We start from the raw sequence: 23,855 nt of genomic DNA on the forward strand, positions 1-23,855 counted from the left end.
ACGTGGATCAGAAGTTCTTCCACATGCCCACGGCCAGCGAATGCTGGGTTTTGGCACCGGCGGCGGTAGCGCTGGGGTTACCACCCAGTACATAAGTGGCATTGGCCTCGTTATGCAGCTCGGTAAACAGCACATACACCTGGGTGGTCTTGCTCAGTACGCGGTTGTAAGCCAGCGTGCCCATCTTGGCACCGCTGTCCTGTACAGCGGCAGAGCCCTTCCAGGAGGCGGCCTGACCATACTGGGCGGAGAAGATATTCGCCCCGTTGGTGTAAGTGCCGATCAGGCTGCCGTAATTGCGGCTGCGGCTGTGGCCGGTCAGGTTGATGTTATCCAGGATGTCATGCTCCACCAGGCCGCCTACATAGACGCTGCCAAAGGTATAACCGGCAGCCAGCATGTGCATCAGGCCATTCTGGTAGAAGTTGCTGGACATGGCCTGCATGGCACGGTTTTGCTGGAAACCGTAACCCACACGCAGCTGACCATCGTCATACGTCAGGTTGCCGGATACCAGCGTTGCGCCGTGGCTGGTGGTTTCCGAACTGCCCGTGCCAGAGGTGAGCGAATACTGGATGCGCGCGGTGACATTGTTGAACTTGGGCGTCTGATAGCTTACCGAGTTACCGGCGCGCACATCGAAACCGCCGCTGGCCAGGCTGCCGCCATTGGCCCACAGCGTGGCATCGTTGGAAATGCCGGTGGCGTACTGGAAGCTGTTGCCTGCGATGTAGTGCAAGTCGTCAATGGCCACCAGGAAGTTACCGGCCTTCAGCGTACCCAGCTGTGCAGAGCTCAGGCCAATGAAACTTTCACGACCAGCCCAGGTATTGGAGCCGGTGCTGGAACCATCATCGATAGCCACACCGGATTCCACCTGCCAGATGGCTTTCAGGCCGTTGCCCAGGTCTTCTGTGCCCTTGAAGCCAATGCGCGAGGTGTCGTTTTGTACCTTGTTGGTGGAGAAAGCCGTGCTGGCCGCGCCGGACTTGGTGTTTTCAAAGTCGGCATGGATACGGCCATAAATGGTGACCGTAGAATCATCCGCCATGGCGGCATTGGCCAACAGCGGGGACAGGGAAGCCAGCAGCATCAATTGGGTCTTATGTTTCACGATTATCTCCTGTTCTGTTTTTTCACAGATTGATATTTATTTAAAATTAATCCTCAATCCGGGCACGGCCCATCTAGCTGGCCTCGCCCTTCCTGCACTGCACACCCTGGCTGACGGCCGATGTCAGATTGACATCTGTCAGTAAAAGCGGGCAGATTCAGCCTTTATTGCCACTTCTCCTTTCATTGGTATCCGGTTTTGATGTCCACAGACAGCCCCAGCTTGCCCACCCGACGCAAGAACGACCCCGAAGGCATGCGCCAGCGCATTCTGGAAGCGGCCCAGACTGAATTTGTCCAGCACGGTTTCAGCGGTGCCCGGCTGGACAACATCGCCGAGCAGTCCAATACCAACAAACGCATGGTGGTGTACCACTTCCGCAGCAAGAAGGAGCTGTACATTGCCGTACTGGAACGGGTGTATGGTGAAATCCGCGATATCGAAAAACAGCTGCAGCTGGAAGGCTTGCCACCGCGCGAGGCCATGGCCTTGCTTACCGGCTTTACCTTCGACTACCACCACAATCACCCGGACTTCTGTCGTCTGGTGAGTATCGAAAACATTCACCAGGCACGGCATATTGCCGATTCCGACATCATCCGGCAGCGCAACCGCAGCGTGATCGAAGTGGTAGAAGGCATCCTCACGCGCGGCATTGCCGAGCAGGTCTTCCATGACCGGGCCGATGCCATCGACGTCCACATGCTGATCAGCTCGCTGTGCTTTTACCGCGTATCCAACCGCCACACTTTTGCCAGCCTGTTCGGGCGGGACCTCACCCTGCCCGAACACGCCAGCCGTCACCGGCAAATTGTCATTGATACGGTATTGGCCTATCTGGAGCGGGCGGCAGACTGAGTCCGCAGCCCGTCAGCTTGTCATCAATGGTGCATGGCTTTGCTGGCAGCACTCACCGGCTGTACCGGCAAGCCCTTGCTGGCCAGGTTCTTCAGCAGCAGCGACAGCACGATGATGCCGGCCGGTACCGCCAGGGCAGCAAACACTTGGGAGAAGGTCCAGCCCCAGGCCAGCATCTGGCCACCGGCAAAGGCGCTGAGCACCGCACCGATACGGCCCACACCATGCATCCAGCTGGAACCGGTGGCACGTGCTGCCGTGGGGTAGAAACCGGCGGACAGGGCATTCATGCCGGTATTGGCGCCGTTAAAGCAGAAACCTACGGCGAAAGTGAGGGCACACAGCATCGGCAGATGGTGGGCGACCGAAGTAAAACCGAACAGCAGCAAAGCACCCAGCGCATACGTGGTGGCCAGTACCTTGTGTGGATTGGCACGGTCCATGCACCAGCCCATGAACAAGGAACCTGCCGGGCCGCCAAACTGGAAGAAAGCAGCAATGAAGGCGGCATCAGCCAGGGTGTAACCGGACTCCTTTACCAGGGTCGGCATCCAGCTGCCCATCAGGTACACCACAAACAGCGCCATGAAGTAGCCCAGCCACAGCATGAAAGAGCCAAAGCGGTACTGGCTGGACAGCACGGTGCGGATGGAATTGCCCTTGGGCGCGGTGTCGGCATTGCCCATGGTGAAGCTGGCATCTTTCATGGACAGGTCCGGTGCCAGACGCTGCACAATCTTGGCAATGCGGGTGGCCGGGGCATTACGCACCACCAGGAAGCGCACGGATTCCGGCAAAAACAGCAACAGTGCAATGGATACGGCAATCGGCAGCACACCACCAAAAATCAGCACGCTTTGCCAGCCAAAGTGCGGAATCATCCAGGCCGACAGGAAGCCGCCACCGGCTGCGCCCACGGTAAAGCCGCAGAACACCACGGTCACCAGGAAGGAACGACGACGCTCCGGGGCGAATTCCGACACCAGCGTGCCGACATTGGGCATGGCAGCGCCCAGGCCCAGGCCGGTAAGGAAACGGAAAATCACCAGATGGGTAATGTCGGTTGAGGTGGCGGTAACCAGCGTCCAGAACCCGAAGAAGAACACCGACAACACCAGCACTACCTTGCGACCGAGATAATCAGCCAGCGGGCCGGCAAACAGCGCACCCAGCGTGAGCCCTGCCAGCGCGGCGCTGAGCACCGGTGCCAGCTGCGGGTTGGTCACATGCCACAGGCGTTTGAGTTCCGGTGCGATGAAACCCATGATGGCCACGTCAAAACCGTCGGCCGCGATAATGCAGAAACCAAAAAACACCACCAGCCACTGAAAGCGGTTGATGGGACGATCGTCGATCAATGACCGAACATTGATGACATTGCTGGCGTTACTCATCTGTTTGTCTCCTGTTGCAGCGCTGACTATCAATCGCTGCATTGTTGTTCTTGCTATCTGCCCTGCCCTTGCCGGTCAGTTGCAGGCTGGTGAAGCTGCTGTCCCTTGCCAGCTTCTTTCCTGTTTCCTGTTGAGGGAAGAAGCCTGCCTGTGATGACTGGCCGGTTCGGCCGTGCACTCCTTGCTACTGGTGCAGCCCGAGCTTGGCATGCTTGTCCATGCGTCTTGGGCATGGATTGCATTCTGACTTGGCATGATTCTCGAAAACATACCGCAAAAAATCTATCAGTTATACCGATTTACGATAACTGCGCCCCATCCAAGTGCAGATATCCATACCCTGCACCATGCGCTTGTTTTTGTAGTTTTGTTACGTTAAATCAGTACATTAAAAAAATACAACAACGCAAAAAAAGCACGGTAACACGCAGCCATGCCCCGTTTCAGTGCGGGAAATCCCTGAGTCCGTTCACGCCACAAATCCAGGCCTGGCCTGCATTTTCATCCTGATTCCCCTGCGATTGCCCCATTGTCCACACCAGCCTTTGCGGCGGTGACTACCCAGCTGTCGACAAGCATTTTTCAAAACAAAGTTATTTTTTTGAATTGCTTTCCACTTTTTGCGATTGCATACTGCCCAGCCATCAGCCACCGCAAAACAGACTGGCCAAACGCGAAGACGCTACACAGCCAAGCGCCTGCGCCAGCTACACAGGAGAGACTCATGCCACCACGCCAGCTCGCCCTTGCTGCCCTCAGCATGCTGGAGCTATCCCCGCCGGATATGGTCAGTTGCGCTGCCGCCGCCGGCTTCAGCCATGTCGGCCTGCGCCTGTTGCCCGCCACCGCCCAGGAGCCGCAACACGACATGCTGGGCAACAGCCCGCTGCTGCTTGAAACCTTGCAGCGCCTGCAAGACACCGGCCTGCAAGTGTCTGATGTGGAAATACTTCGGCTTAAACCGGAAACGGATGCAGCCAGCTATCTGCCTATGCTGGAAAGCGCCGCCCGGCTGGGCACACGCGAGGTACTGGTGGCAGGTAACGACCCGGAGTTTGCCCGCTGCGTGGACAGTTTTGCCCGGCTGTGTGAACTGGGCGCACCACTGGGCCTGAACATGAATATCGAACCCATGCCCTGGACCGACATCCGCAACATCGCCATGGCGCTGCAACTATTGGAGCAAGCCGGCCAGGACAATGCTGCCCTGCTGGTGGATGCCATCCATTTTGATCGCGCCGGAGATACGCCTGCCGCACTGGCCAGCGTGCCGCGCCAGCGTCTGCACTACATGCAGCTGTGCGACGCACCGGCCGCCAAGCCAGATTCCATCGAAGAGTTGCTGTATCAGGCCCGTGCCGAGCGCATGCCACCAGGTCATGGCGGACTGGCGCTGGGCGAACTGCTGCTGGCCTTGCCGCCGGACCTGCCGATTGCGCTGGAAGTACCGATGCACAGCAAGGCCCATCTGGGTGCTGTGGAGCGGGCCAAGCTGCTGCGCAGCGCGGCACAGCAGCTATTGCAGCGTACTTACGGCACAGCCCTGGAGTCGGCTGGCGCGTAACAATCTTCCATTTTAAAAAAATCACAAAACGTACCGACCGGTTGCTTTTATGCAACAAAACGGACGCAAGACAGCAATACGGAGAGACTGACATGCTGTTGCAACTGGAAAACCTGCCTGCACAAGGCAGTGAATATGATGTGGTGGTGATTGGCGCAGGCGGCGCTGGCCTGGCTGCCGCACTGTTTGCCGGCCTTGCCGGGCAGAAGGTGCTGCTGGTGGAGCACAGCGAATACGTGGGCGGTACCACCGCCCTGTCCGGCGGCACCACCTGGATACCCGGCACCCTGCATAGCGCAAGGGTGAATCCGCAAGACACCCTGGCCGAAGCGGCCCGCTATCTGGATAACGCGATTGGCGAGCGCGCCAACCCGGCACTGCGTCAGGCCTTCCTGCAAGCCGGCCCGGCCGTGGTGGCCGCGCTGGAAGCCGCCACCGAGGTGAAATTCCGCCCCTACCCCAAGCACCCGGACTATATTTCCGACCTGCCCGGCTCCACTCTCAATGGTCGTGCGCTGGAACCGCTGCCATTTGATGGCCGCCTCTTGGGCGAACTGTTTGCCGTGCTGCGCCCGCCCATCCCGGAATTCACCGTGCTGGGCGGGATGATGGTGGACCGCACCGACATCAACCACCTGCTGAAGCTGAAGTCCTCGCTGCCTTCGTTCAGGCACTCGCTCAAGCTGCTGCTGCGCCATGCCAGTGACCGCCTGAGCTACCCGCGCGGCACCCGCTTGGTGATGGGTAATGCATTGGTAGGCCGCCTGCTGTATTCGCTGTCTAAGCTGGGCAATGTGCAGCTGGCACTGCGCTGTCAGGCCAGCGACATCAGGCACGATGAGCGCGGCGTGCAGAGCCTCACCCTGCGCCAGGGCAAGACCAGCCGCAGCATCAAGGTAAAACAGGGGGTGATTCTGGCCAGCGGCGGCTTTAACCGCGACCCGGAACAACGCGCCCGCCTGCTGCCGGGCATAGAGATGGACTGGTGCCCCGGCGCACCCGGTCATACCGGACAGGCACAGCAACTGGCACGCGGCCTTGGTGCAAAACTGGCCGAAGGCAGCCTCAGCCCGGCGTTCTGGGCCCCGGTATCGCTGCGTCGCCGTGCCGATGGCAGCCAGGCGGTATTCCCGCACTTCATGCTGGACCGCGCCAAGCCCGGCATGATTACCGTCAACGCCCGTGGCGCGCGCTTTGTCAACGAAAGCACTTCTTACCACCTGTTTGGCCTGGCCATGCAGGAAGCCAATCGCAGCACGCCCAGCATTCCGGCCTACCTTGTTTGCGATGCTGCCGCCTTGCGCCAGTACGGCATCGGCATGGTGCGTCCCGGCGGCAAGAACCTGGAACCCTTTCTGGCCGATGGCTACCTGACCGCAGGCAACACGCTGGCCGAGCTGGCCGGCAAGCTGGGCATGGATGCGGCCACGCTGCAGGACAGCGTGGCGCGCAACAACCGCTATGCCGCCAGCGGCGTGGACAGCGACTTCCACCGTGGCGAAACCGCCTACCAGCAAAACATGGGCGACCCGTCACGCGCTCAGCCCAACCCCAATATCGGCCCGCTCGCCGAAGCCCCGTATTACGCGGTGCGGCTGTACCCCGGCGACATCGGTGCGGCCACCGGTCTGCAAACCGACACCCAGGCCCGCGTACTGGGCCGCGACGGCCAGCCCATTGCCGGCCTGTATGCAGTGGGTAATGACATGCATTCCATCATGGGCGGGGTCTATACCGCGCCCGGCATCACCATCGGCCCGGCGCTGGTATTTGCCAGCATTGCCGCCACCCACGCCAGCCAACGCCACACCCGCGCCACGACGCGCGACACCGTTACCCAATAAGGAGAGCACAACATGACCCAAACTCTGCAACTGGATGGCGCTACCCGTGTCCTCGCCATTGTGGGCGACCCGATCGCCCAGGTGAAATCCCCGGCTGGCGTCAGCGCCGCCCTGCAACAGCAAGGCCGCAACGCCATTCTGGTGCCCAGCCATGTCAGCCCGGCCAATCTGGATGCCTACGTCAAGGGCATCAGCCTGGCGGGCAATCTGGACGGCATCATCGTCACCGTACCACACAAATTCGCCATGTTTGCCCAGTGCAGCAGCACCAGCGACCGGGCACGCCGCCTGGGCGCGGTCAACGTGATGCGCCGCAATGCCGACGGCAGTTGGCATGGTGATATGTGTGACGGTGCCGGTTATGTGGCCGCCATGCGCGCCGCGGGCTGCCAGCCGGAAGGCAAGCGCGCCCTGCTGGTGGGCGCTGGCGGGGCGGGTTCGGCCATTGCACTGGCCCTGCTGGAAAACGGCGTCAGCGAACTGGCCATCCACGACGCCGACACCAGCCGCCGCGACCAGCTGATTACCCGGCTTAACGCCAGCTTCCCCGGCCAGCTGGCCATAGGCAGCCATGACCCCAGCGGTTTTGCCATTGCCATCAACGCCTCACCCACCGGCATGCAAGCCAGCGACCCGCTGCCGATTGATGCCAGCAAGCTGCATGGCGACATGTTTGTCGGCGACGTGATTACCGCCCCGGCTGTCACCCCGCTGATTGAAAGCGCCCGCGCACTGGGCTGCCAGACGGTAGTGGGCGGCGACATGTTTGCCGCCGTGCGTGAACTGATGCTGGACTTCCTGCTGGCGCAGGGTCCGCTGGCTGGTTGAGGTTGCCCGTGGACAAGCAAGCACAAGCCAACACCCTGCATTGCGACCTGCTGGTAGTGGGCAGCGGCGCAGGCGGGCTGGCCAGCGCCGTCACCGCCGCCCGGCTGGGGCTGAAGGTGGTGCTGGCCGAAAAAGAAGCCTGCTTCGGCGGCACCACCGCCTGGTCTGGCGGCTGGCTGTGGGTGCCGCGCAACCCGCTGGCCATCGCCGCCGGGATAAACGAAGACCCGGCCATGCCACGCCAGTATTTGCAAAGCGAATTGGGGCAGGACTTTGACGCTGCGCTGGCCGATGCCTACCTCACGCACGCGCCGCGCATGGTGGATTTCTTCCAGCACCACAGCCTGCTGCGCTTCATCGACGGCAACCTGATTCCGGACTTCCACGGCCACAGCGCCGGGGCTGCCACCGGTGGCCGCTCGGTCTGTGCCGCACCGTTTGATGGCCGCCTGCTGGGCAAGCACATCCATCAGCTGAAAAAGCCGCTGGACGTGATTTCGCTATGGGGCATGGGCATTGCCTCTGGCGTGGAGCTGCGCCATTTTCTCAATGCCAGCCGCTCACTCACCTCCTTTGCCTATGTCACCCGGCGCGTGCTGGCCTACTGGCGCGACTGCCTGCTGCATGGCCGTGGCATGCGGCTGGTCAACGGCAATGCACTGGCTGCCGCACTGGCAGCGTCGGCACTGCAAGCCGGGGTAGAACTGCGCCTGTCCAGCCCGGTGCGCCAGTTGCTGCGCGAACAGGACAAGGTGAGCGGTGCGCTGCTGGATACACCGGACGGCCCGCTGACCGTGCATGCCAGCCGTGGCGTGGTACTGGCCTGCGGCGGCTTTCCGCACGATATTGCCCGCAAACGCCAGCTGCTGGCCCATGCCCCCAGCGGGCAGGAACACTGGTCGGCCGCCCCGGCCAGCAATACCGGCGACGGGCTGCGGCTGGGCGAAGCCGTTGGCGGCGTAATGCGCGAGATGGCTTCCCCCATGGCACTGGCCCCGGTATCGCTGGTGCCACGTGCCGATGGCAGCACGGCGCACTTTCCGCACCTGATCGAGCGCGCCAAACCGGGGCTGATTGCCGTTACCGCCCATGGCCAGCGCTTTTGCAACGAGGCCGACTCCTACCACGACTTTGTCTCCGCCCTGCTGCGTGCCACCCCGGCAGGTCAGCCGGTGCAAGCCTGGCTGGTGGCCGACCACCGCTTTGTCCGCCGCTACGGGCTGGGCGCGGTAAAACCCGCCCCCATGCCGCTGGGCCGCTGGCTGCGCAATGGTTATCTGCAACGTGGCAATACCCTGCAAGAGCTGGCCCGCCGTTGCGGCATAGACTCTGCCGCCCTTGAACAGCAGGTGGCGCGCTTTAATCAGCAAGCCGCAGCCGGGCAGGACGACGACTTTGCCAAGGGCGACACCCCCTACAACCGCGTGCAGGGCGACAAAGACAATGCCTGGCCCAACCCCTGCATGGCCCCGCTGCAACACGGGCCGTTTTACGCGGTGAAGATCGTCCCCGGCAGCCTGGGCAGTTTTGCCGGCCTTGCCACCAATACCAGCGCGCAAGTGCTGGATGAACACAGCCAAGCCATCACCGGCCTGTACGCCGTCGGCAACGACATGCACAGCATGATGGGCGGCCACTACCCCAGCGGCGGCATCACCCTGGGCCCGGCCATGACTTTCGGCTATCTGGCAGCACACCACGCCGCCGGACGCCAACCCGACACAACCCTTTAAACACCCAAGCAAGGACACCCCATGTACTACGAACTCGCCACCCTCACCCTGCCCTTTGGCACCACCGCCCAGGCCGCGCAAAACGTGCAGGCTTACACCAGCGACAACGCCGCCGGCGGCGAACTGCTAGGCTGCTGGTATAGCGATATCGGCCAGCTCAACCAGCTGCTGATCCTGCGCGGCTTTGACAGCCTGGCCGCACTGGAAGCCGAACAGCAACGCACCCGCCTGAGTGCCGACCCCTACGGCTGCGGCAGCCTCGCCACCAGCATCGACCGCCAGGCCTATCAGGCTTTCCCGTGGATGGCCCCGTTGCGCCCCAGCAGCGAAAGCGGCATCAAGGGCCCGGTGTATGAAATCCGTACTTACGGCATCAAGACCGGCGGCCTGCAGCACACCATGGACCTGTGGCAGGAATACCTGCCGCCGCGCAGCGCGCTGTCGCCCTGCCTGGTGGCCATGTTTGCCCTGCAAGGCCCGCTGCGCTTTACCAATATCTGGGCCTACGCCAGCGTGGACGAACGCAGCCGCATCCGTGGCGAAGCTGTGGCTGCCGGCATCTGGCCGCCCAAGGGTGGCCCGGCCTGGCTCACCACCGACATGCACTCCACCATTGCCCTGCCCACCGCGGTATCACCCCTGAAATAAGCCGAGCATGCGCAGCGCCATTCCGGCATGCCGCCCTAGGCCACGCAACCCCTTTAGCGGCGCTGCGTGGCCTCAGTAAAACTACGCATTCATGCCATTCAGTCTTGTTTGCACCATGTCGAAGGCATAAACTGTTGAACTTTCAACAGAATGTGATGATTCACGTCAGCCGACGTGATAGCCCGCCGTATGGATTTCTCTGCTCTGCTCGCCAGCTTCGCCGCCGCCTTTTCCCAGCACCAACGCCTGCTCACCCTGCAGCTGGATGGCGGCAATATCGCCGCCGAGCAGTTGTTGCCGCACACGCTGGATGGCAGCGAGGGCGTGTCTGAGGCCTATCGTTATCAGCTGAGCTGTCTGTCGCCCGACGGTAATATCGAGCTCAAGTCCTTGTTGGGTGTAGCGGCTCGTCTCGGGGTGCTGGATGCTGACGGCAACCAGGTGGTGCGTTGCGGGGTGGTGTCACGGGCGGAGTTGCTGGGTTCGGATGGCGGTTTTGCCAAGTATGGTCTGACGATTGAACCGCCGTTTGCGCTGCTGCGCCTGCGCCGTACCTCGCGGGTGTTTCAGGACTTGTCCGTCCCGGATATCGTCAAGCAGATTCTGGCCGAGCATCAGGCCAATAATCCGGTGTTTGCCCAGGTGCAGACGCTGGAGTTCCACACCGCCACGGCCAGCCCGCGCAGTTACTGTTTGCAATATCGCGAGAGCGATTTCGACTTCATCGTGCGGCTATTGCACGAAGAGGGCTATGCCTGGCGTTTCGAGCATGTCGATGGCGAGCATCCGCAGGTCAAGCTGGTGGTGTTCGATGACGCTTACAGCCTGCCGCCCGCTGCCAGTGAGCGGGTGCGTTTTCATCGCAGCGATGCGACGGAAGAGGAAGATGGTTTTACCGATTGGAGCGCGGCGCGGCAGGTGGTGTCCGGTGCGGTGGCACTGGCCAGTTTCGATTACCAGCCGGTGAGCACCCAGCACACCGGCGACCAGACCCGCGTCCAGCAAGGCCGTAGTGGCGATGCACTGCAATCCACCTTGCAGGATTACGACCCGCAGTCGCTGTACTACGCCAGCGATGCCGAGCAGCTGAGCCAGTACGCCCAGCTGCGCCAGCAGGCGCACGATGTGCAGGCCAAGCAGTTTAGCGGTAGCGGTTCGGTACGCAGCCTGCAAGCCGGGCAATGGTTCCGGCTGGACGAACACCCGGCGCACGAGGGCGACAGCAGCGAGCAGCGTGAATTCGTCGTCACCGGCCAAACCTTCCGCGCCAACAACAATCTGCCGGGTGATCTGGCCAGCGGGCTGCGCAGCCTGTTGGCCAGCGGTTCGGATAGCACCGCCAGCGACAGCCAGAACAGCAGCCCCTTCCAGACCCAGATCACCGCCCAGCGCCGTGGCATTCCGCTCACCCCGGCTTACGCCAACAGCACCCAGGCCAAGCCGACATCTAAAGGTGTCCAGACCGCCACCGTGGTGGGGCCGGACAGCGAAGAAGTGCACACCGACGCACTGGGCCGCATCAAGGTGCAGTTCCACTGGCAGCGGGCAGACGAACACCCCACTATCGGGGCCAATCTGGACGACAAATCCTCCTGCTGGCTGCGCGTGGCAATGCCCAGCGCCGGCGCGGGCTGGGGCCACCAGTTCATCCCGCGCATTGGTCAGGAAGTGCTGGTCGACTTTATCGAAGGCGACATCGACCGCCCGGTCATCGTCGGCGTGCTGTACAACGGCAGCCACGCCACCCCGGCCTTCAGCGGTGCCGGTGCGCTACCGGCCAACAAGACCCTGTCCGGCATCAAATCCAAAGAACACCAGGGCGGGCAGTACAACGAACTGCTGTTCGACGACACCCCCGGCGAAGTGCGCGCCAAACTATCCAGTGAAGCCGGCAAGACCCAGCTCAACCAGGGCTACCTCACCCACCCGCGCAGCAATGGCAAAGCCCAGCCACGCGGCGAAGGCTTCGAACTCAGAACCGACCAGCACGGTGCCATCCGCGCGGCCCACGGCCTGCTCATCAGCACCGAAGCGCAAAACGGCGCAGGCGGCAAACAACTGGCACGCGAACACGCACAAAGCCAACTCGACGCCGCCCTCAGCCTCAGCCAGAGCCTGGGCGACACCGCCGCGGCGCAACTGGCCGACAGCATGGAAACCGGGCCGGACGCCATCAACCCCGACAACGGCAAAGACGGCAACAAAGACAGCGGCCACCTGCAACACCACGCCGCTGCGCTCAAAGCCTGGGAAGCCGGCAGCAATACCGACAAAGAAGGCAAAACGGCCAGCAGCGGCAACAGCAGCCAAGCCGGCCAACAGCCGCTGCTCATCCTGTCCGCCCCGGCCGGCATTGCCAGCCTGACCGAACAAAGCCAGACCCTCAGCGCCGGCAGCAACCTCAACCTCGTTGCCCAGCGCGACGCCAACCACAGCACCGGCCGCCGCTGGCTACACAACGTTGGCCAGCACATCAGCCTGTTTGTGGCGGGGGTGAAAGACCAGATTGCGCTCAAGCTGATAGCAGCGAAGGGCAAGGTGCAGGTGCAGGCGCAGAGTGATGCGATGGAGCTGACGGCGGATAGGGAGCTGACGGTTACGTCGGCCAAGCAGAACATCAACTTGAATGGCAAGCAGGAAATCCTGCTGACCAGCGGTGGGGCTTATGTGCGGATCAAGGATGGCAAGATCGAACTGCACGCCCCCGGCACCGTCAGCTTCAAGGGCGGCAGCCATGACTGGAGCGGGCCGGATAGTTTGAATATCCCGATGCCGGTTTTCCCGGGTAAGCAGTTCTGCTTGCAATGCATGCTCAATGCAATCAAGTCCGGCTTGCCCTTGGCTGGACAATAGGAATGGCAATGTATTTTGCAATGGACGAAGGAAATATAGCGGAACAGTCACAAAAACTGGAAACGCTACTGAAAGAACTGCCAGACGGTTTGTATTGCTACGCACTGCTGGATGATGGATTCGATTACAAGCGGCGCAAGATATGGCAAACCAAGGCAAGCTGGCCTTTGTATGACCAGCCGGACTGGGCGGAGCTACGCGAGGTTTCACCACGACTTGTTGCATTGCAACCTGGCTATCAGACAGAGCTGCAACAACTGCTGCGTCATTGCAAGGGACGGCCGATGCTGAGCTTTCTAACAAGCCCGCTTAGTGCCCCCGCCTTACGGGATGCCTGGCAACGTAGCCTCAATGCCACCACCGAAGACGGGCAGTGGTACGTCGTCCGTTTTGCCGATACGCGCATCGCTGCCAGCCTGCCCCGGGTGCTGGCCACTGCAGCTTGGCAACGGCTGTGCGAACCTGTTGCGCAGTGGTTGATTATTGACCGCCACGGCCAACTGCAGGCATTGCCCATGCCGCCCAAGACGCTTCCCCCCGATGCGCTCGACCCATGGCTGCTGAGCGCCCAGGAGTTCACAGCCTTAATGCATGCCTCCCAGGCAGATGTATTGGCAGACCAGTTGCACGAAGGTTTTGCCGACCTGCTTCCTAGCTCTGGTGCAGTACTGCATGGCTGGCTGCAACGTTCGGCCGATCTATTAGCAGAACATCACATTGAGGATGCCCCAGAGCAGCTAACCGTAGCGGTGGCCGTCTGCTACAGTCAGGGGCGCTTGCTGGATGACCCACGACTGATCCAGATACTGAAGAGCTTTGTCGAGCAAAGATGCTCCCTGAGTGAAGGACTTGCTTCGTTACTCGGCGAGGCTCAAACCTCTTGAGAGTTACCCATGACACATGCAAAGAATGCCTCAGTAGTAGAGAAAACTATCCAACTGCTATTACTGACCAGCGCACTGATAATTATTTCCATTATCTGGATATTCTTTATCGGCATCACCTATTTTGAATACACAAGAACACCAGGCCCAACAACAGAGGGAGACTGGTCGGCATTAAACCACATTTTCTTTCTCATTTTAACATCTCCACTTTTAATAATGACACTGCTGCCGCTATCCAGCTGGGTAATTAATGGAGCACAAAAAACAAGTATAAAAGCAATATCATTAATAATAGTGTTATTGACCTATGGCGGCATCTATCTTGTCTTTCTTTGGAAAACATACCCACCAGCATAGAAAACGCTGTCAGAAAAAATGCCGCAAAAGGCTTTTCAATAATTGGTTAATGAGAAGGTGAAATCAGTGCGCTCAATGACGATAATCCATTTATTACCCTCATAAGCACCTTATTAAGGCCTCCATGGCAGTATTTCAAAGATTGATTTCTTTAATACTGATACTGAGCTGCCAATTACTGGCAGGCTGCGAAGAAGAAAAAACCAGTTTGAGTTATCTGGCGGTCAATCACACCGATAAATCGGTACTCTCCATCACCATCAATGGCCAAGGGGGGGGATTCTTAACGCTCCCGCCATGGGCGGAGGGGGAAAAGAGGTCTGTTGCGTTATGATCCCCAGCCAATGGCGACCGGGATTAACCGTGACAATCGGTTGGGAAAACGATGGTGACTGGCTGCGTGATAAAAATGGCCAGCCCATTATTCGGGATGGCATAAAAGTATATGTAGCAGCGCCACGGAAAACTCGCACTGTAACCATTCCGGAATATCAGGCCAAAGAAATGCAACATGTTGATATTCACTTCCTGCCCAACGATCAGGTGCTGGTCAAATTGAGCGATATTTTCCCTGAGCACCCGGACTACCGACCGGCCTATCCCCGCGCGACGCAGAAGACTTCTCAATGAGTACGCATCACCTACATATCCACCTGAAGCAGAGAGGTTTTCAATGAGCATATTGCGCAAGCGAATCTCCGCATTATTACTGCTGAGTCTGCCATTCCTGGCAGGCTGCGAAGAAGAAAAAACCAGTCTGAGTTATCTGGCGGTCAATCACACCACAAAGCCAATCGACTCAATCACCATTAACGATCAAGGCGGTGTGCTGAATGTCCCTGCGATGGGTGGTGGAGGCAAAGAAGTTTGCTGTGTCATCGTACCAGGAAAATGGCGGCCGGGATTAACAGTCAAGATTGGCTGGCTGCAAGGTGGACATTTCCAGCGCGATACCAGTGGTAATGTCGTCATGCAAAATGGCGACAAGGTATTTATTGAAGGCAGCTGGAAAACGCGCACTGTAACCATTCCGGAATATCAGGCCAAACAAATGCAACATGTTGATATTCACTTCCTGCCCAACGATCAGGTGCTGGTCAAATTGAGCGATATTCTGCCTTATCATCCGGACTATCGCCCCGCCTATCCCCGCGAGACGCAGAAAGCCACGCAATGAGTACCCAAAATCCAGCACCCTATCCAAGCGGGCAGCGCGCCCTCACCGCGCGGGAACAATTACAACGGGCACAAGCGTTGGCCTGCGTCAGTGGTAAGAACAGTGCCAAGTGCCAAGGCCAGATCCATGTGATGCTGTTCTTCGATGGTACCGGTAATAATCTCAATCTGGACTACTACCAGGCCAAGCCGGGCCAGCAGAAGCCCAGTAATATCGCCCGTTTATTTATGGCGGCGCGAGACAAACCAGATGACGGCTATTTCGCTTTCTATATGCCTGGTGTAGGCACACCATTCCCGGAAATTGGCGACAAGGGCGGCATGCTTGGTGGCGGTGCTGGCGCGGGAGGAGAGGCCCGTATTCTGTGGGCATTGACACGGCTGGTGAATGCCCCACATCAGTATGTCAACAAGAGTTTTTTGATTGCAGATGGATTAGCCAAGTCCATCACGGAAATGGCTAGTGGAGTAACGGGCGGCGCAATGCGCTGGGCCTTGTTTACTAATTGGCAACGGCGATTGCAGGCTGCGTTGAAGGACCGCAAACCCGAGGTAACGCAAATAAACCTATCAGTATTTGGTTTTTCGCGTGGTGCTACTGAAGCGCGTGCCTTTGTAAATTGGCTGTACCGGCTCTGCCAGCAGGAAAATGGCGGCTGGCACTTTGCTGGCATACCGCTGCGCACCCAATTCCTGGGGATTTTTGATACGGTAGCATCCGTCGGCATCGCCCAGCTGTTTCCAGACAACCTGCCTGCTACCGGACATATGGCATGGGCTGATGGCAACCTGGCCATACACCCGGCAGTCGAGCAATGTGTCCACTATATTGCCGGGCACGAGGTGCGCGCCTGCTTCCCATTGGATACTGTACGTCGCGGCAATAGTTATCCTGGCAATGCGGTGGAAGTGATGTACCCAGGTTCGCATTCCGATGTAGGTGGAGGCTATGCCAGCGGTGACTTGGGCATCATGCCTGCACAAAACAGCCAGATGTGCGTGATTCCCTGCCGTCGCATGTATGAAGAGGCACTGAAGGCCGGCGTACCGCTGCTGGCCATGAACCAACTCACCGATCAAGTCCAGAAATTGCTGACACCCACCCCGCAGGTCATCAACGACTTCAACGCTTATCTGCGCGATGCCAAGGTGGCCGCCGCTTCAGCCGAAAAAATGCACCAACAACATATGGCGCTATACCTGAGCCATCGTTTCAAATACCGGCGCGAGTTTACCCAGCGTGCGCCATACCGTACTGCCAACAGTAAGCATCAGGAGTACTTACAGCAAACCCAGCAAGGAATCATCTCTGGTTTGAGTAAGCTGCATGCCGGCAATCCGATGGCAGCAGATTTTGATCCGATGCGCGAAGCAGTAAAAATAAAGCACAGACAAACACAGTACAGCAGGGTTCTCAGCCCAACCGTATTACCAGAGACAGACCCGGTAAACATCGCCGCCAGTATGGATTTGCGACGGTTAACACCTGCCATTGAGCACTTTCTTGAAAGTTATATTCATGACTCGATGGCCGGCTTCATTGGAGACAAAGTCGATGAAACTAGCTTGAACGGCATTGGCCTATTCAAGTTCCGCACCCTGTATAAGGGAGATGAGTGATTGCTTCTCTTTTGCTTGTTATCTTTAAGGCTCGCTAAATAGAAGAAGCCGTTTTTTGTCTGTCACGGCGTTATTGCACAAATCCGCCCGTCCAGCGGCTTGGTAAGACAGCGGCCTGACCAAGCCTGCTTCAAAACGCTATCGGATGCATTGCTTCAAACGGCTGGGTGAACGGTGACGGCCCGTCGCTACGGGAGATTCTGGCGGGCCTGAAAGAGCTGAGCGAAAAGAAAAAAGCCAATGGCAGACTGACCGAGGAGGAAGAAGGCTGGGTGAAATTGTACGAGGACTCCCATGGCACTCAGGTTCCACAGACAGTCACCCCAGGGCAGGAGCCATTCCTGATTGGTGCCGGCTACCTGCGCTACCGCAAAGTGTATGCCGGTGCCGACTCGGTGCTGCTGACACGCAGGAGGCAGCAAGACCCTAGCCAGGCAGAAACGGCGCAGGCCTGATCACGCCTGGGTATCATCCATGACCGTGCCTGCCTGGTGGTGGAAAACAAGGCGGGCCGGGCCTGGCGCTCCACAGGGCGACAAAGGCCCTGTGGTCCTTGATGCAAACCGCTGGCCATGACTAAGGGACACCATCTGGTGTCCCTTTCTGTTGACATAGCTTGCGGCGCACACTTTCTTAGCCGGGCGGACAAACTGGCGCAGCGGCCCTGGGCAAGGCGCAACGCAGCAGCAGCTTTTTGTTAACGGCGCCTAGTCATACCAGTTGCTGCGCGCCTGTTGCCGGGCACGCGACTGGGCCTGAGCGGCCAGACGCACCGCCACATTGGCAGCGCCATATTGCTGATAACCGGCACGGCGTTGCAGCAGTTCAAAGAAGAAGCGGTCTTCAAACTGGGCGGTGTACACATGCAGCATCTCACCGCCGTGGGCATCGCGGTCGTACAGGATGTTGGCCGCAGCCAGGCTGGCGACAAATTCATCCGGCAGATCGAAGCGTGCCGCCAGGTCGTCGTAATAATTGCGCGGAATTTCCAGCAAGGGCACGCCGCTGTCCCGCGCCGCGGCCACGGCGGCAAAGATGTCGTCGGTGGCAAAGGCAATGTGCTGCACGCCGGAACCACGGTAGGTGGACACCGAGCGGGCGATGGCGGTATTGCGGTTTTCCGAGATATTGAGCGGAATGCGGATACTGCCATCCGGGCTGTGCAGCACCCGGCTTTTCACCAGTCCGTACGGGTCTGGCAGCACATGTTCGTTCTCGGCCTTGAAGCCATAGACGGCGCGGAAAAACAGCATCCAGGCGTCCATGGTTTCGGCGGGCAGGCCCAGGGCAAAGTGGTCGATATTGGTGAGCAGGCCGGGTTTGGCGTCGGCATCCGGCAGCATGTCGAAGTCGGACTGGTAAATGCTGCTGCCATCCGTACCTGGGTCTACCAGATATTGCAGGCTGCCATCCGGCGCACGCACGGCCGGGATTTGGCGTTCATTGGGGCCGACGCGGCTCTCGAAAGAACGGGCACGATACTGCTTGGCACGCTGCACGGCCTGGGCACTGTCATTCACCCGGAAAGCCGACGCACACAAGGACGGGCCATGCGCCACGAAGAAGGCGTTGGCGAAGGAATCCGGCTCGGAATTGAGAATCAGGTTGATGTCACCCTGACGGTAGAGATTGACGCTCTTGGACTTGTGCTGACCGGCGTGGGCAAAGCCCAGTTTGTCGAACCAGCGCGCCAGCCGGCTGGCGGCTGCCTCGTCCACGGCAAACTCCAGAAACTCCACACCGCTGTACTGTGGCTGCGGCGCAGGCACAAACAGCTGCGGCAATACGGCGGCGGCGCCGGCTTCGCAACTGGCGGCCAGCTGGGCACGGGTAGTTTCTTCCAGATACAGCAGGCCACGGCGGCCATCGGCAGCGGTGCCGCCAGTGGGCGCGGCACGGAAACCGTCGTTGAAGATTTCCAGACTCAGCGGCCCCTGATAACCACTTTGCAGGATGGGGCCAAGGAAAGCCGGCAGGTCAAATTCGCCCTGCCCGGGGAAGCAGCGGAAATGGCGGCTCCACTCCAGCACGTCCATATTGAGGATGGGCGCATCAGCCAGTTGCAGGAACACGATCTTGTCGCCCGGAATCTCCGGCAAGCGTGACAGGTCGTCCTTGATCGACAGGGTGTGGAAGCTGTCCAGAATCACGCCCAGATTGGGGTGGTCCACGGTGTTGACGATGTCCCACACCTGACGGTAAGAGTTCACATGCTGGCCCCAGGCCAGTGCCTCGTAACCCACCAGCACTTCATGTTTTGCCGCCAGCTCGGCCAGCTGATGCAGGTCGTCGGCAAGCACCGCATTGTCGCGAATCACGTCCGGCTGCACATTGCTGCACACCAGGATGCGGTCGGTCCCCAGTTCGTGCATCAGCTCGAACTTGCGTTCGGCGCGTTCCAGATTGTGTTGCAGGCGCTCGCGGCGGCAGCCTTCAAAGTCGCGGAAGGGCTGAAACAGCATGATCTGCAAGCCCAGGTCCTGACACAGGCGGCGCACGTCACGCGGCGAGCCGTCGAAGTACAGCAGGTCGTTTTCAAAGATTTCTACGCCCTGAAAGCCGGCAGCGGCAATCGCCTCCAGTTTCTCGGGTAGGGTTCCGCTCAGAGAAACGGTGGCAATACAGTGTTGCATGGTGGTCATCCTCAATGGGGAAACTGGCGCTGGCGGCGCACCGCTCTGGGGCTGAGCCTGTGGCTGGCGATGCTGCCGGTTTACTTATTTCGTACCAACAGGTACATTTCAATCTTAGCGTGAAAATTTTCACTGCACCAGTGCGTTTCCCTATTCCCGCCATCCCGCTCACAGCCTGCGCAGCGTGCGGGATGCATGCCGCCAGCCACGGCACACAAACAAAAAGTACAACTTATGTCCGCCTCCACCACGCCTGCCAATACCCTGCTGCTGGGCCTCATCGGCCAGAGCATCCAGGGCTCGCGCTCACCGCAACTGCATGAAGAAGAAGCCCGTCAGCTGGGCTTGCGCTGTCTGTATCAATTACACGACCTGCCACTGGACAGCACGCCAGCACAGCTGGATGCCTTGCTGACCGCCATGCAGACCGTGGGCTATGCCGGCTGCAACATCACCCACCCGTTCAAGCAAACGGTACTGAACTGTCTGGACAGCCTGTCGGACGATGCCGCCGCCATCGGCGCGGTAAACACCGTGCAGTTTCGCGAGGGCAAGCGCATCGGCCACAACACCGACTGGTGGGGCTTTGCCCAGTCTTTCCAGCAGCAATGGCCAGACGCCGCGCTGGCCAAGGTGGTGCAACTGGGTGCTGGCGGTGCCGGCGCTGCGGTGGCACACGCCATCCTCACCCTGGGTGCGCAAAGCCTTACCCTGCACGATGCCGACCCGGCTCGCGCCAGCGCACTGGCCGCCCGGCTGAACCAGCGCTTTGGTGACAATCGGGTGGTGCTGACCACCGACGTGGCCACCGCACTGGCGGCGGCAGACGGCCTGATTCAGGCCACACCCATCGGCATGCAAGGTCACCCCGGCCTGCCGCTACCGGTAGAATGGCTGCACCCGGCACTGTGGGTGGCCGATGTGATTTATTTCCCGCGTGAAACCGCGCTGCTCAAGGCCGCAAATGCGCTGGGCTGCGCTACCATGAATGGCGGTGGCATGGTGGTGTATCAGGCGGCAGGCGCATTTCGCCTGTTCAGCGGCCTGAACCCGGATGCCCAGCGCATGGCCCGGCATTTTGCCAGCCTCACCGACTGAAGCAGACAGATTGAACCGGCAAGCTCTTGTTGAACCCGCAGCCCTTACCAGACAGGTTCCCCATGTCCGACACCCTTCCCTTTAGCCCGCTGCCCAATCCCATGGGTACGGACGGCATCGAATTCGTGGAATTCGCCACCACCGACCCCGATTCCCTGGGCCAGCTGTTACTGGCCATGGGCTTTCGCTGTACCGCCCGGCACCGTTCCAAACAAGTGCTGCTGTACCGGCAGGGCGACATCAACTTCATCGTCAATGCCGAGCCGGACAGCTTTGCCCAGCACTATGCCCAGCTGCGCGGCCACAGCATCTGCGCCATTGCACTGCGGGTGAAGGACGCACGTGCGGCCACACTGCGCGCGCGCGAACTTGGCGCATGGGAGGTGGACATGGGCACCGGGGTGATGGAACTGCACATCCCGGCCTTTCAGGGTGTGGGCGGTTCGCTGCTTTATCTGGTGGACCGCTATGGCGAACACTCCATCTACGATGTCGATTTCCTGCCACTGGCCGCTGACAACAGCGCAACCGACGCCGGACTCAGCCACATCAGTCTGCTGACCCAAAGCGTCCCGCTCGAGCGCATTGGCGACTGGCAGGATTTTTACCAGCATCTGTTTGATTTCAGCACCAGCGGTACCGGTGACAGCCCTCTGCTGCTAAGTCCATGCGGCAAGATCCGCCTTTGCCTGCAAGCGGCCACGCTGGGCAATGGCATCAGCGAGGGCATGACCGGCGTCACCCTGGCCAGCCCGGATATCACCGCCAGCCTGCACACCCTGCACGCAAATGGTCTGCACACCACCAGCAGCGCAGCAGGCCAGGACATTGCCCACGCGCTGGACAATGCCGCGCTGCTGCACTTTGCCATCGGCAACGACAAGGGGAATTGATATGGATGCCAGCCGTTTTGCCATTGATACCGCCCCCTTGCAGGGCAGCCTGCAGGACAAACTGCAAGCCATGTCCGCCGCCGGCTTCTCCCGCCTCACCCTGTGGGCACAGGACCTGATGAACGAACAGGAAGGCGGCCTGGCGCAAACGGTGCGCACCGTGCGTCATAGCGGCATGAAGGTGATAGGCTTCGAGGCGCTGCGCGACTTCGAAGGCATGAGCGGCCGCTTTCTGGAATACAAGATAGACCTGGCCAAAACCATGATGCGCATGATGCAGCAGGTGGGTGCCGAGCTGCTGGTGGTATCGGCCACCACCTCGCCCAATGCGGTGGGCGACCTGGAAACCACCGCCGCCCACCTGCGCCTGCTGTCCACGCTGGCCACGCCGCTGGGCATCCGCATCGGCTTCGAGCCGCTGGCCTGGGGCCGCTATGTACACGACTACCACGCGGCATGGCAGGTCGTGGAAATGGTGAACCGGCAGAACGTGGGGCTGGTGCTGGACAGCTTCCACCTGTTTGCCCGTGGCATTCCGCTGGACGACCTGTACCGCATTCCCATGCACAAGCTGTTTCTGGTGCAATTGTCCGATGCCATGAGCGACTACCTGCCGCTACTGGAAGAAATGGTGCATATCTCGCGCCATCAGCGCTCTTTCCCCGGCGAAGGCGTGCACAGCATGGCGGCAGTGGACATGCTGGTGCGGCTGGAAATGGCGGGCTATCAGGGCAATTACGCCTTTGAAGTGGCCAATGACGAATTCCTGACCCAGGACGCGCGCAGCGTGGCCAGCCGCGCCGCCCGTTCGGTGGACTGGCTGTGCCGTACCGTCAGTCAGCGCCTGCAGGACAGCGGCTGCTAAGACCCGCTAACAAAACCCCTGCTGCTGCATTGCGCCTCCTTGCCCTGCTTTTATGTACGGTCGGCGTCGGCGCGCCTTGCCACACGGACGCTGCGCTATTTTGTCAAGCGCTCTGAGTCATTCCAGAAAGAAGTATCAGCCCGGCAGCTGGGCCGCCAGCGCCTGCTGCGTCACCTGCTCCAGCCGCTGGCGTAGCCAGATGTGCAACGGGTCGTGCCGATGGCGCTGGTGCCATACCAGATACATCGGCATATCCGGGCAAGTCAGTGGTGGCGTACAGCTGGCCAGCCCGGCCAGCAGGTTACTGGCCAGCAAGCCCGGCAAGGTGGTCAGCCGGGCCGAACCCAGCACAAACGGCGCAATACCGGCAAAGCCCGGCAGCCAGGCGGCAATACGCCGCCTTACCCCCTGCCCGGCCAGAAAATCATCAATATCCAGCATGCGCGGCGGTGTATAGCCCACTGTCACATGCTCGGCTGCCAGATAGTCTTCCAGCCCCAGCGGTGCCGCACGGCAGCCAGCGTCGTAAAACACCCGGTAATGATCGGCAAACAGCCGCTTTTGCACGATGTCACTGCCATCGGGCGGGCGCGGGGTAATCACCAGGTCGCACTCCTCACTGCGCAACATTTCCACCGTGGGAATACCCGATGGCAACACCCGCAGCGACACCCCCGGTGCGTCGGCCTGCAAGGCGTCCAGCAGGCGTGGCAACAGCAAATCACGTTGCAAGTCGTTGGCGGCAATGCTGATGGTGCGGCTGAGCCGGCTCGGGTCAAAACTGCCACTGCTGACAAAGCGGCGCATGTCTTCCAGCAAGCTGCGCGCATGCTGGGCCAGTGCCTCGGCCCGCACCGTGGGCGAGATACCCCGACCGGACTTCACAAACAGCGGATCGTCCACAATCAGCCGCAGCTTGTCCAGCGCATGACTGACTGCCGACTGGGTCATGTCCAGCCGCTCTGCCGCACGGGTAACCGAGCGTTCTTCCATCACGGTCAGCAGCAATTGCAGCAGCCGTCCGTCCAGCTGCAAATGATCGAAATTTTTCATGTATGCCATCCGGTTTACTGCATTTATTTCCACATTATAAAAATGGACACTCGCTGACACCACGATACCAACAAGGGAGAAAGTGATGGCGGAGCAACAACGCGTGTCCATTCCGGGCACCACCCTGTTTGACGACATTCAGGCGCAGAAGGGTTATGCCCTCAACAAGATGTGCTTTTCCTTCAACGACAAGGCCAACCGCGACGCCTTCAAGGCCGACGAAGCCGCTTACTGCGCCCGCTTCGGCCTGAACCCGGCACAACTGGCGGCGGTGCAAAGCCGCAATGTGCTGCAACTGATTGCCGCTGGCGGCAATGTGTACTACCTGGCCAAGTTTGCCGGCATCTTCGGCCTGGACGTGCAGGACATCGGTGCCCAGCAAACCGGTATGTCCAAAGACGAATTCAAACAGAAACTCCTGAACGCGGGGCAATAAT

21 protein-coding genes are annotated in these 23,855 nt (G+C 60.0%); 17 read left to right on the top strand and 4 right to left on the bottom strand.

Going from position 1 to position 23,855, the window contains the following annotated elements; translation table 11 throughout:
• Positions 1 to 7: 7 nt before the first annotated feature.
• Positions 8 to 1,114, bottom strand: a complete 1,107-nt coding sequence (locus tag HWX34_RS19125; RefSeq protein WP_370459794.1) for a porin — start codon at positions 1,112 to 1,114, stop codon at positions 8 to 10.
• 201 nt (positions 1,115 to 1,315) lie between these two features.
• Between HWX34_RS19125 and HWX34_RS19130 the strand changes: the two genes are divergently transcribed.
• On the top strand, positions 1,316 to 1,972 hold the full coding sequence (locus HWX34_RS19130) for a TetR family transcriptional regulator (protein ID WP_178973765.1): 657 nt from the start codon (positions 1,316 to 1,318) through the stop codon (positions 1,970 to 1,972).
• A gap of 23 nt (positions 1,973 to 1,995) precedes the next feature.
• Here HWX34_RS19130 and HWX34_RS19135 read toward each other — a convergent pair whose 3' ends face one another.
• Positions 1,996 to 3,366, bottom strand: a complete 1,371-nt coding sequence (locus HWX34_RS19135) for an aromatic acid/H+ symport family MFS transporter (RefSeq protein WP_178973766.1) — start codon at positions 3,364 to 3,366, stop codon at positions 1,996 to 1,998.
• Positions 3,367 to 4,090: 724 nt separating this feature from the next.
• Here HWX34_RS19135 and HWX34_RS19140 point away from each other — a divergent pair.
• From HWX34_RS19140 to HWX34_RS19195, 12 genes are all read left to right on the top strand, one after another.
• On the top strand, positions 4,091 to 4,930 hold the full coding sequence (locus HWX34_RS19140) for a sugar phosphate isomerase/epimerase (protein ID WP_178973767.1): 840 nt from the start codon (positions 4,091 to 4,093) through the stop codon (positions 4,928 to 4,930).
• 92 nt (positions 4,931 to 5,022) lie between these two features.
• Positions 5,023 to 6,774 carry an FAD-dependent oxidoreductase gene (locus tag HWX34_RS19145; RefSeq protein ID WP_178973768.1) on the top strand — a complete coding sequence of 584 codons (1,752 nt, stop codon included), beginning with the start codon at positions 5,023 to 5,025 and terminating at the stop codon, positions 6,772 to 6,774.
• A 12-nt stretch (positions 6,775 to 6,786) separates the two neighbouring features.
• Positions 6,787 to 7,602, top strand: coding sequence for a shikimate dehydrogenase (locus HWX34_RS19150; protein WP_178973769.1), 816 nt, complete (start codon positions 6,787 to 6,789; stop codon positions 7,600 to 7,602).
• 8 nt (positions 7,603 to 7,610) lie between these two features.
• On the top strand, positions 7,611 to 9,335 hold the full coding sequence (locus HWX34_RS19155) for an FAD-dependent oxidoreductase (RefSeq protein WP_178973770.1): 1,725 nt from the start codon (positions 7,611 to 7,613) through the stop codon (positions 9,333 to 9,335).
• Between the two features lie 21 nt (positions 9,336 to 9,356).
• Positions 9,357 to 9,983, top strand: coding sequence for an NIPSNAP family protein (locus tag HWX34_RS19160; RefSeq protein WP_178973771.1), 627 nt, complete (start codon positions 9,357 to 9,359; stop codon positions 9,981 to 9,983).
• Between the two features lie 189 nt (positions 9,984 to 10,172).
• Positions 10,173 to 12,836, top strand: a complete 2,664-nt coding sequence (locus tag HWX34_RS19165; protein ID WP_178973772.1) for a type VI secretion system Vgr family protein — start codon at positions 10,173 to 10,175, stop codon at positions 12,834 to 12,836.
• Between the two features lie 2 nt (positions 12,837 to 12,838).
• Positions 12,839 to 13,720 carry a DUF4123 domain-containing protein gene (locus tag HWX34_RS19170; protein WP_178973773.1) on the top strand — a complete coding sequence of 294 codons (882 nt, stop codon included), beginning with the start codon at positions 12,839 to 12,841 and terminating at the stop codon, positions 13,718 to 13,720.
• Between the two features lie 9 nt (positions 13,721 to 13,729).
• Entirely contained in the window at positions 13,730 to 14,080 is a 351-nt protein-coding gene (locus HWX34_RS19175; protein ID WP_178973774.1) for a hypothetical protein, read from the top strand.
• A 330-nt stretch (positions 14,081 to 14,410) separates the two neighbouring features.
• Entirely contained in the window at positions 14,411 to 14,710 is a 300-nt protein-coding gene (locus HWX34_RS21420) for a DUF3304 domain-containing protein (protein ID WP_255497564.1), read from the top strand.
• 43 nt (positions 14,711 to 14,753) lie between these two features.
• On the top strand, positions 14,754 to 15,257 hold the full coding sequence (locus HWX34_RS19185) for a DUF3304 domain-containing protein (protein ID WP_178973775.1): 504 nt from the start codon (positions 14,754 to 14,756) through the stop codon (positions 15,255 to 15,257).
• Positions 15,254 to 16,876: a DUF2235 domain-containing protein gene (locus HWX34_RS19190; protein ID WP_255497566.1), complete on the top strand. Its 1,623-nt coding sequence runs from the start codon at positions 15,254 to 15,256 to the stop codon at positions 16,874 to 16,876. Before HWX34_RS19185 ends, HWX34_RS19190 begins: the two co-directional genes overlap by 4 nt.
• A gap of 167 nt (positions 16,877 to 17,043) precedes the next feature.
• A complete protein-coding gene (locus HWX34_RS19195) occupies positions 17,044 to 17,331 on the top strand; it encodes a hypothetical protein (protein WP_178973776.1) in 288 nt (95 codons plus the stop codon).
• A gap of 252 nt (positions 17,332 to 17,583) precedes the next feature.
• On the opposite strand, the gene HWX34_RS19200 is transcribed toward HWX34_RS19195, so the two are convergent.
• Positions 17,584 to 19,509, bottom strand: a complete 1,926-nt coding sequence (locus HWX34_RS19200) for a bifunctional sugar phosphate isomerase/epimerase/4-hydroxyphenylpyruvate dioxygenase family protein (protein WP_178973777.1) — start codon at positions 19,507 to 19,509, stop codon at positions 17,584 to 17,586.
• 234 nt (positions 19,510 to 19,743) lie between these two features.
• Here HWX34_RS19200 and HWX34_RS19205 point away from each other — a divergent pair, with 234 nt between their 5' ends.
• The 3 genes from HWX34_RS19205 (at position 19,744) to HWX34_RS19215 (ending at position 22,365) form a co-directional block, all read left to right on the top strand.
• Positions 19,744 to 20,607 carry a shikimate dehydrogenase gene (locus tag HWX34_RS19205; RefSeq protein ID WP_178973778.1) on the top strand — a complete coding sequence of 288 codons (864 nt, stop codon included), beginning with the start codon at positions 19,744 to 19,746 and terminating at the stop codon, positions 20,605 to 20,607.
• A 62-nt stretch (positions 20,608 to 20,669) separates the two neighbouring features.
• Positions 20,670 to 21,500 carry a 4-hydroxyphenylpyruvate dioxygenase family protein gene (locus tag HWX34_RS19210; protein ID WP_178973779.1) on the top strand — a complete coding sequence of 277 codons (831 nt, stop codon included), beginning with the start codon at positions 20,670 to 20,672 and terminating at the stop codon, positions 21,498 to 21,500.
• A gap of 1 nt (position 21,501) precedes the next feature.
• Positions 21,502 to 22,365 carry a sugar phosphate isomerase/epimerase gene (locus HWX34_RS19215; RefSeq protein ID WP_178973780.1) on the top strand — a complete coding sequence of 288 codons (864 nt, stop codon included), beginning with the start codon at positions 21,502 to 21,504 and terminating at the stop codon, positions 22,363 to 22,365.
• A gap of 135 nt (positions 22,366 to 22,500) precedes the next feature.
• Here HWX34_RS19215 and HWX34_RS19220 read toward each other — a convergent pair whose 3' ends face one another.
• A complete protein-coding gene (locus HWX34_RS19220) occupies positions 22,501 to 23,418 on the bottom strand; it encodes a LysR family transcriptional regulator (protein WP_178973781.1) in 918 nt (305 codons plus the stop codon).
• An 85-nt stretch (positions 23,419 to 23,503) separates the two neighbouring features.
• On the opposite strand from HWX34_RS19220, the gene HWX34_RS19225 reads away from it, so the two are divergent.
• The gene (locus tag HWX34_RS19225) at positions 23,504 to 23,854 is read left to right on the top strand and encodes a protocatechuate 4,5-dioxygenase subunit alpha (RefSeq protein ID WP_178973782.1); all 351 of its coding nucleotides are present in this window, start codon (positions 23,504 to 23,506) and stop codon (positions 23,852 to 23,854) included.
• Position 23,855: the final 1 nt, after the last annotated feature.

Origin of the sequence: Aquitalea sp. LB_tupeE (assembly GCF_013391415.1) — a bacterium.
Taxonomy (GTDB): Bacteria; Pseudomonadota; Gammaproteobacteria; order Burkholderiales; family Chromobacteriaceae; genus Aquitalea.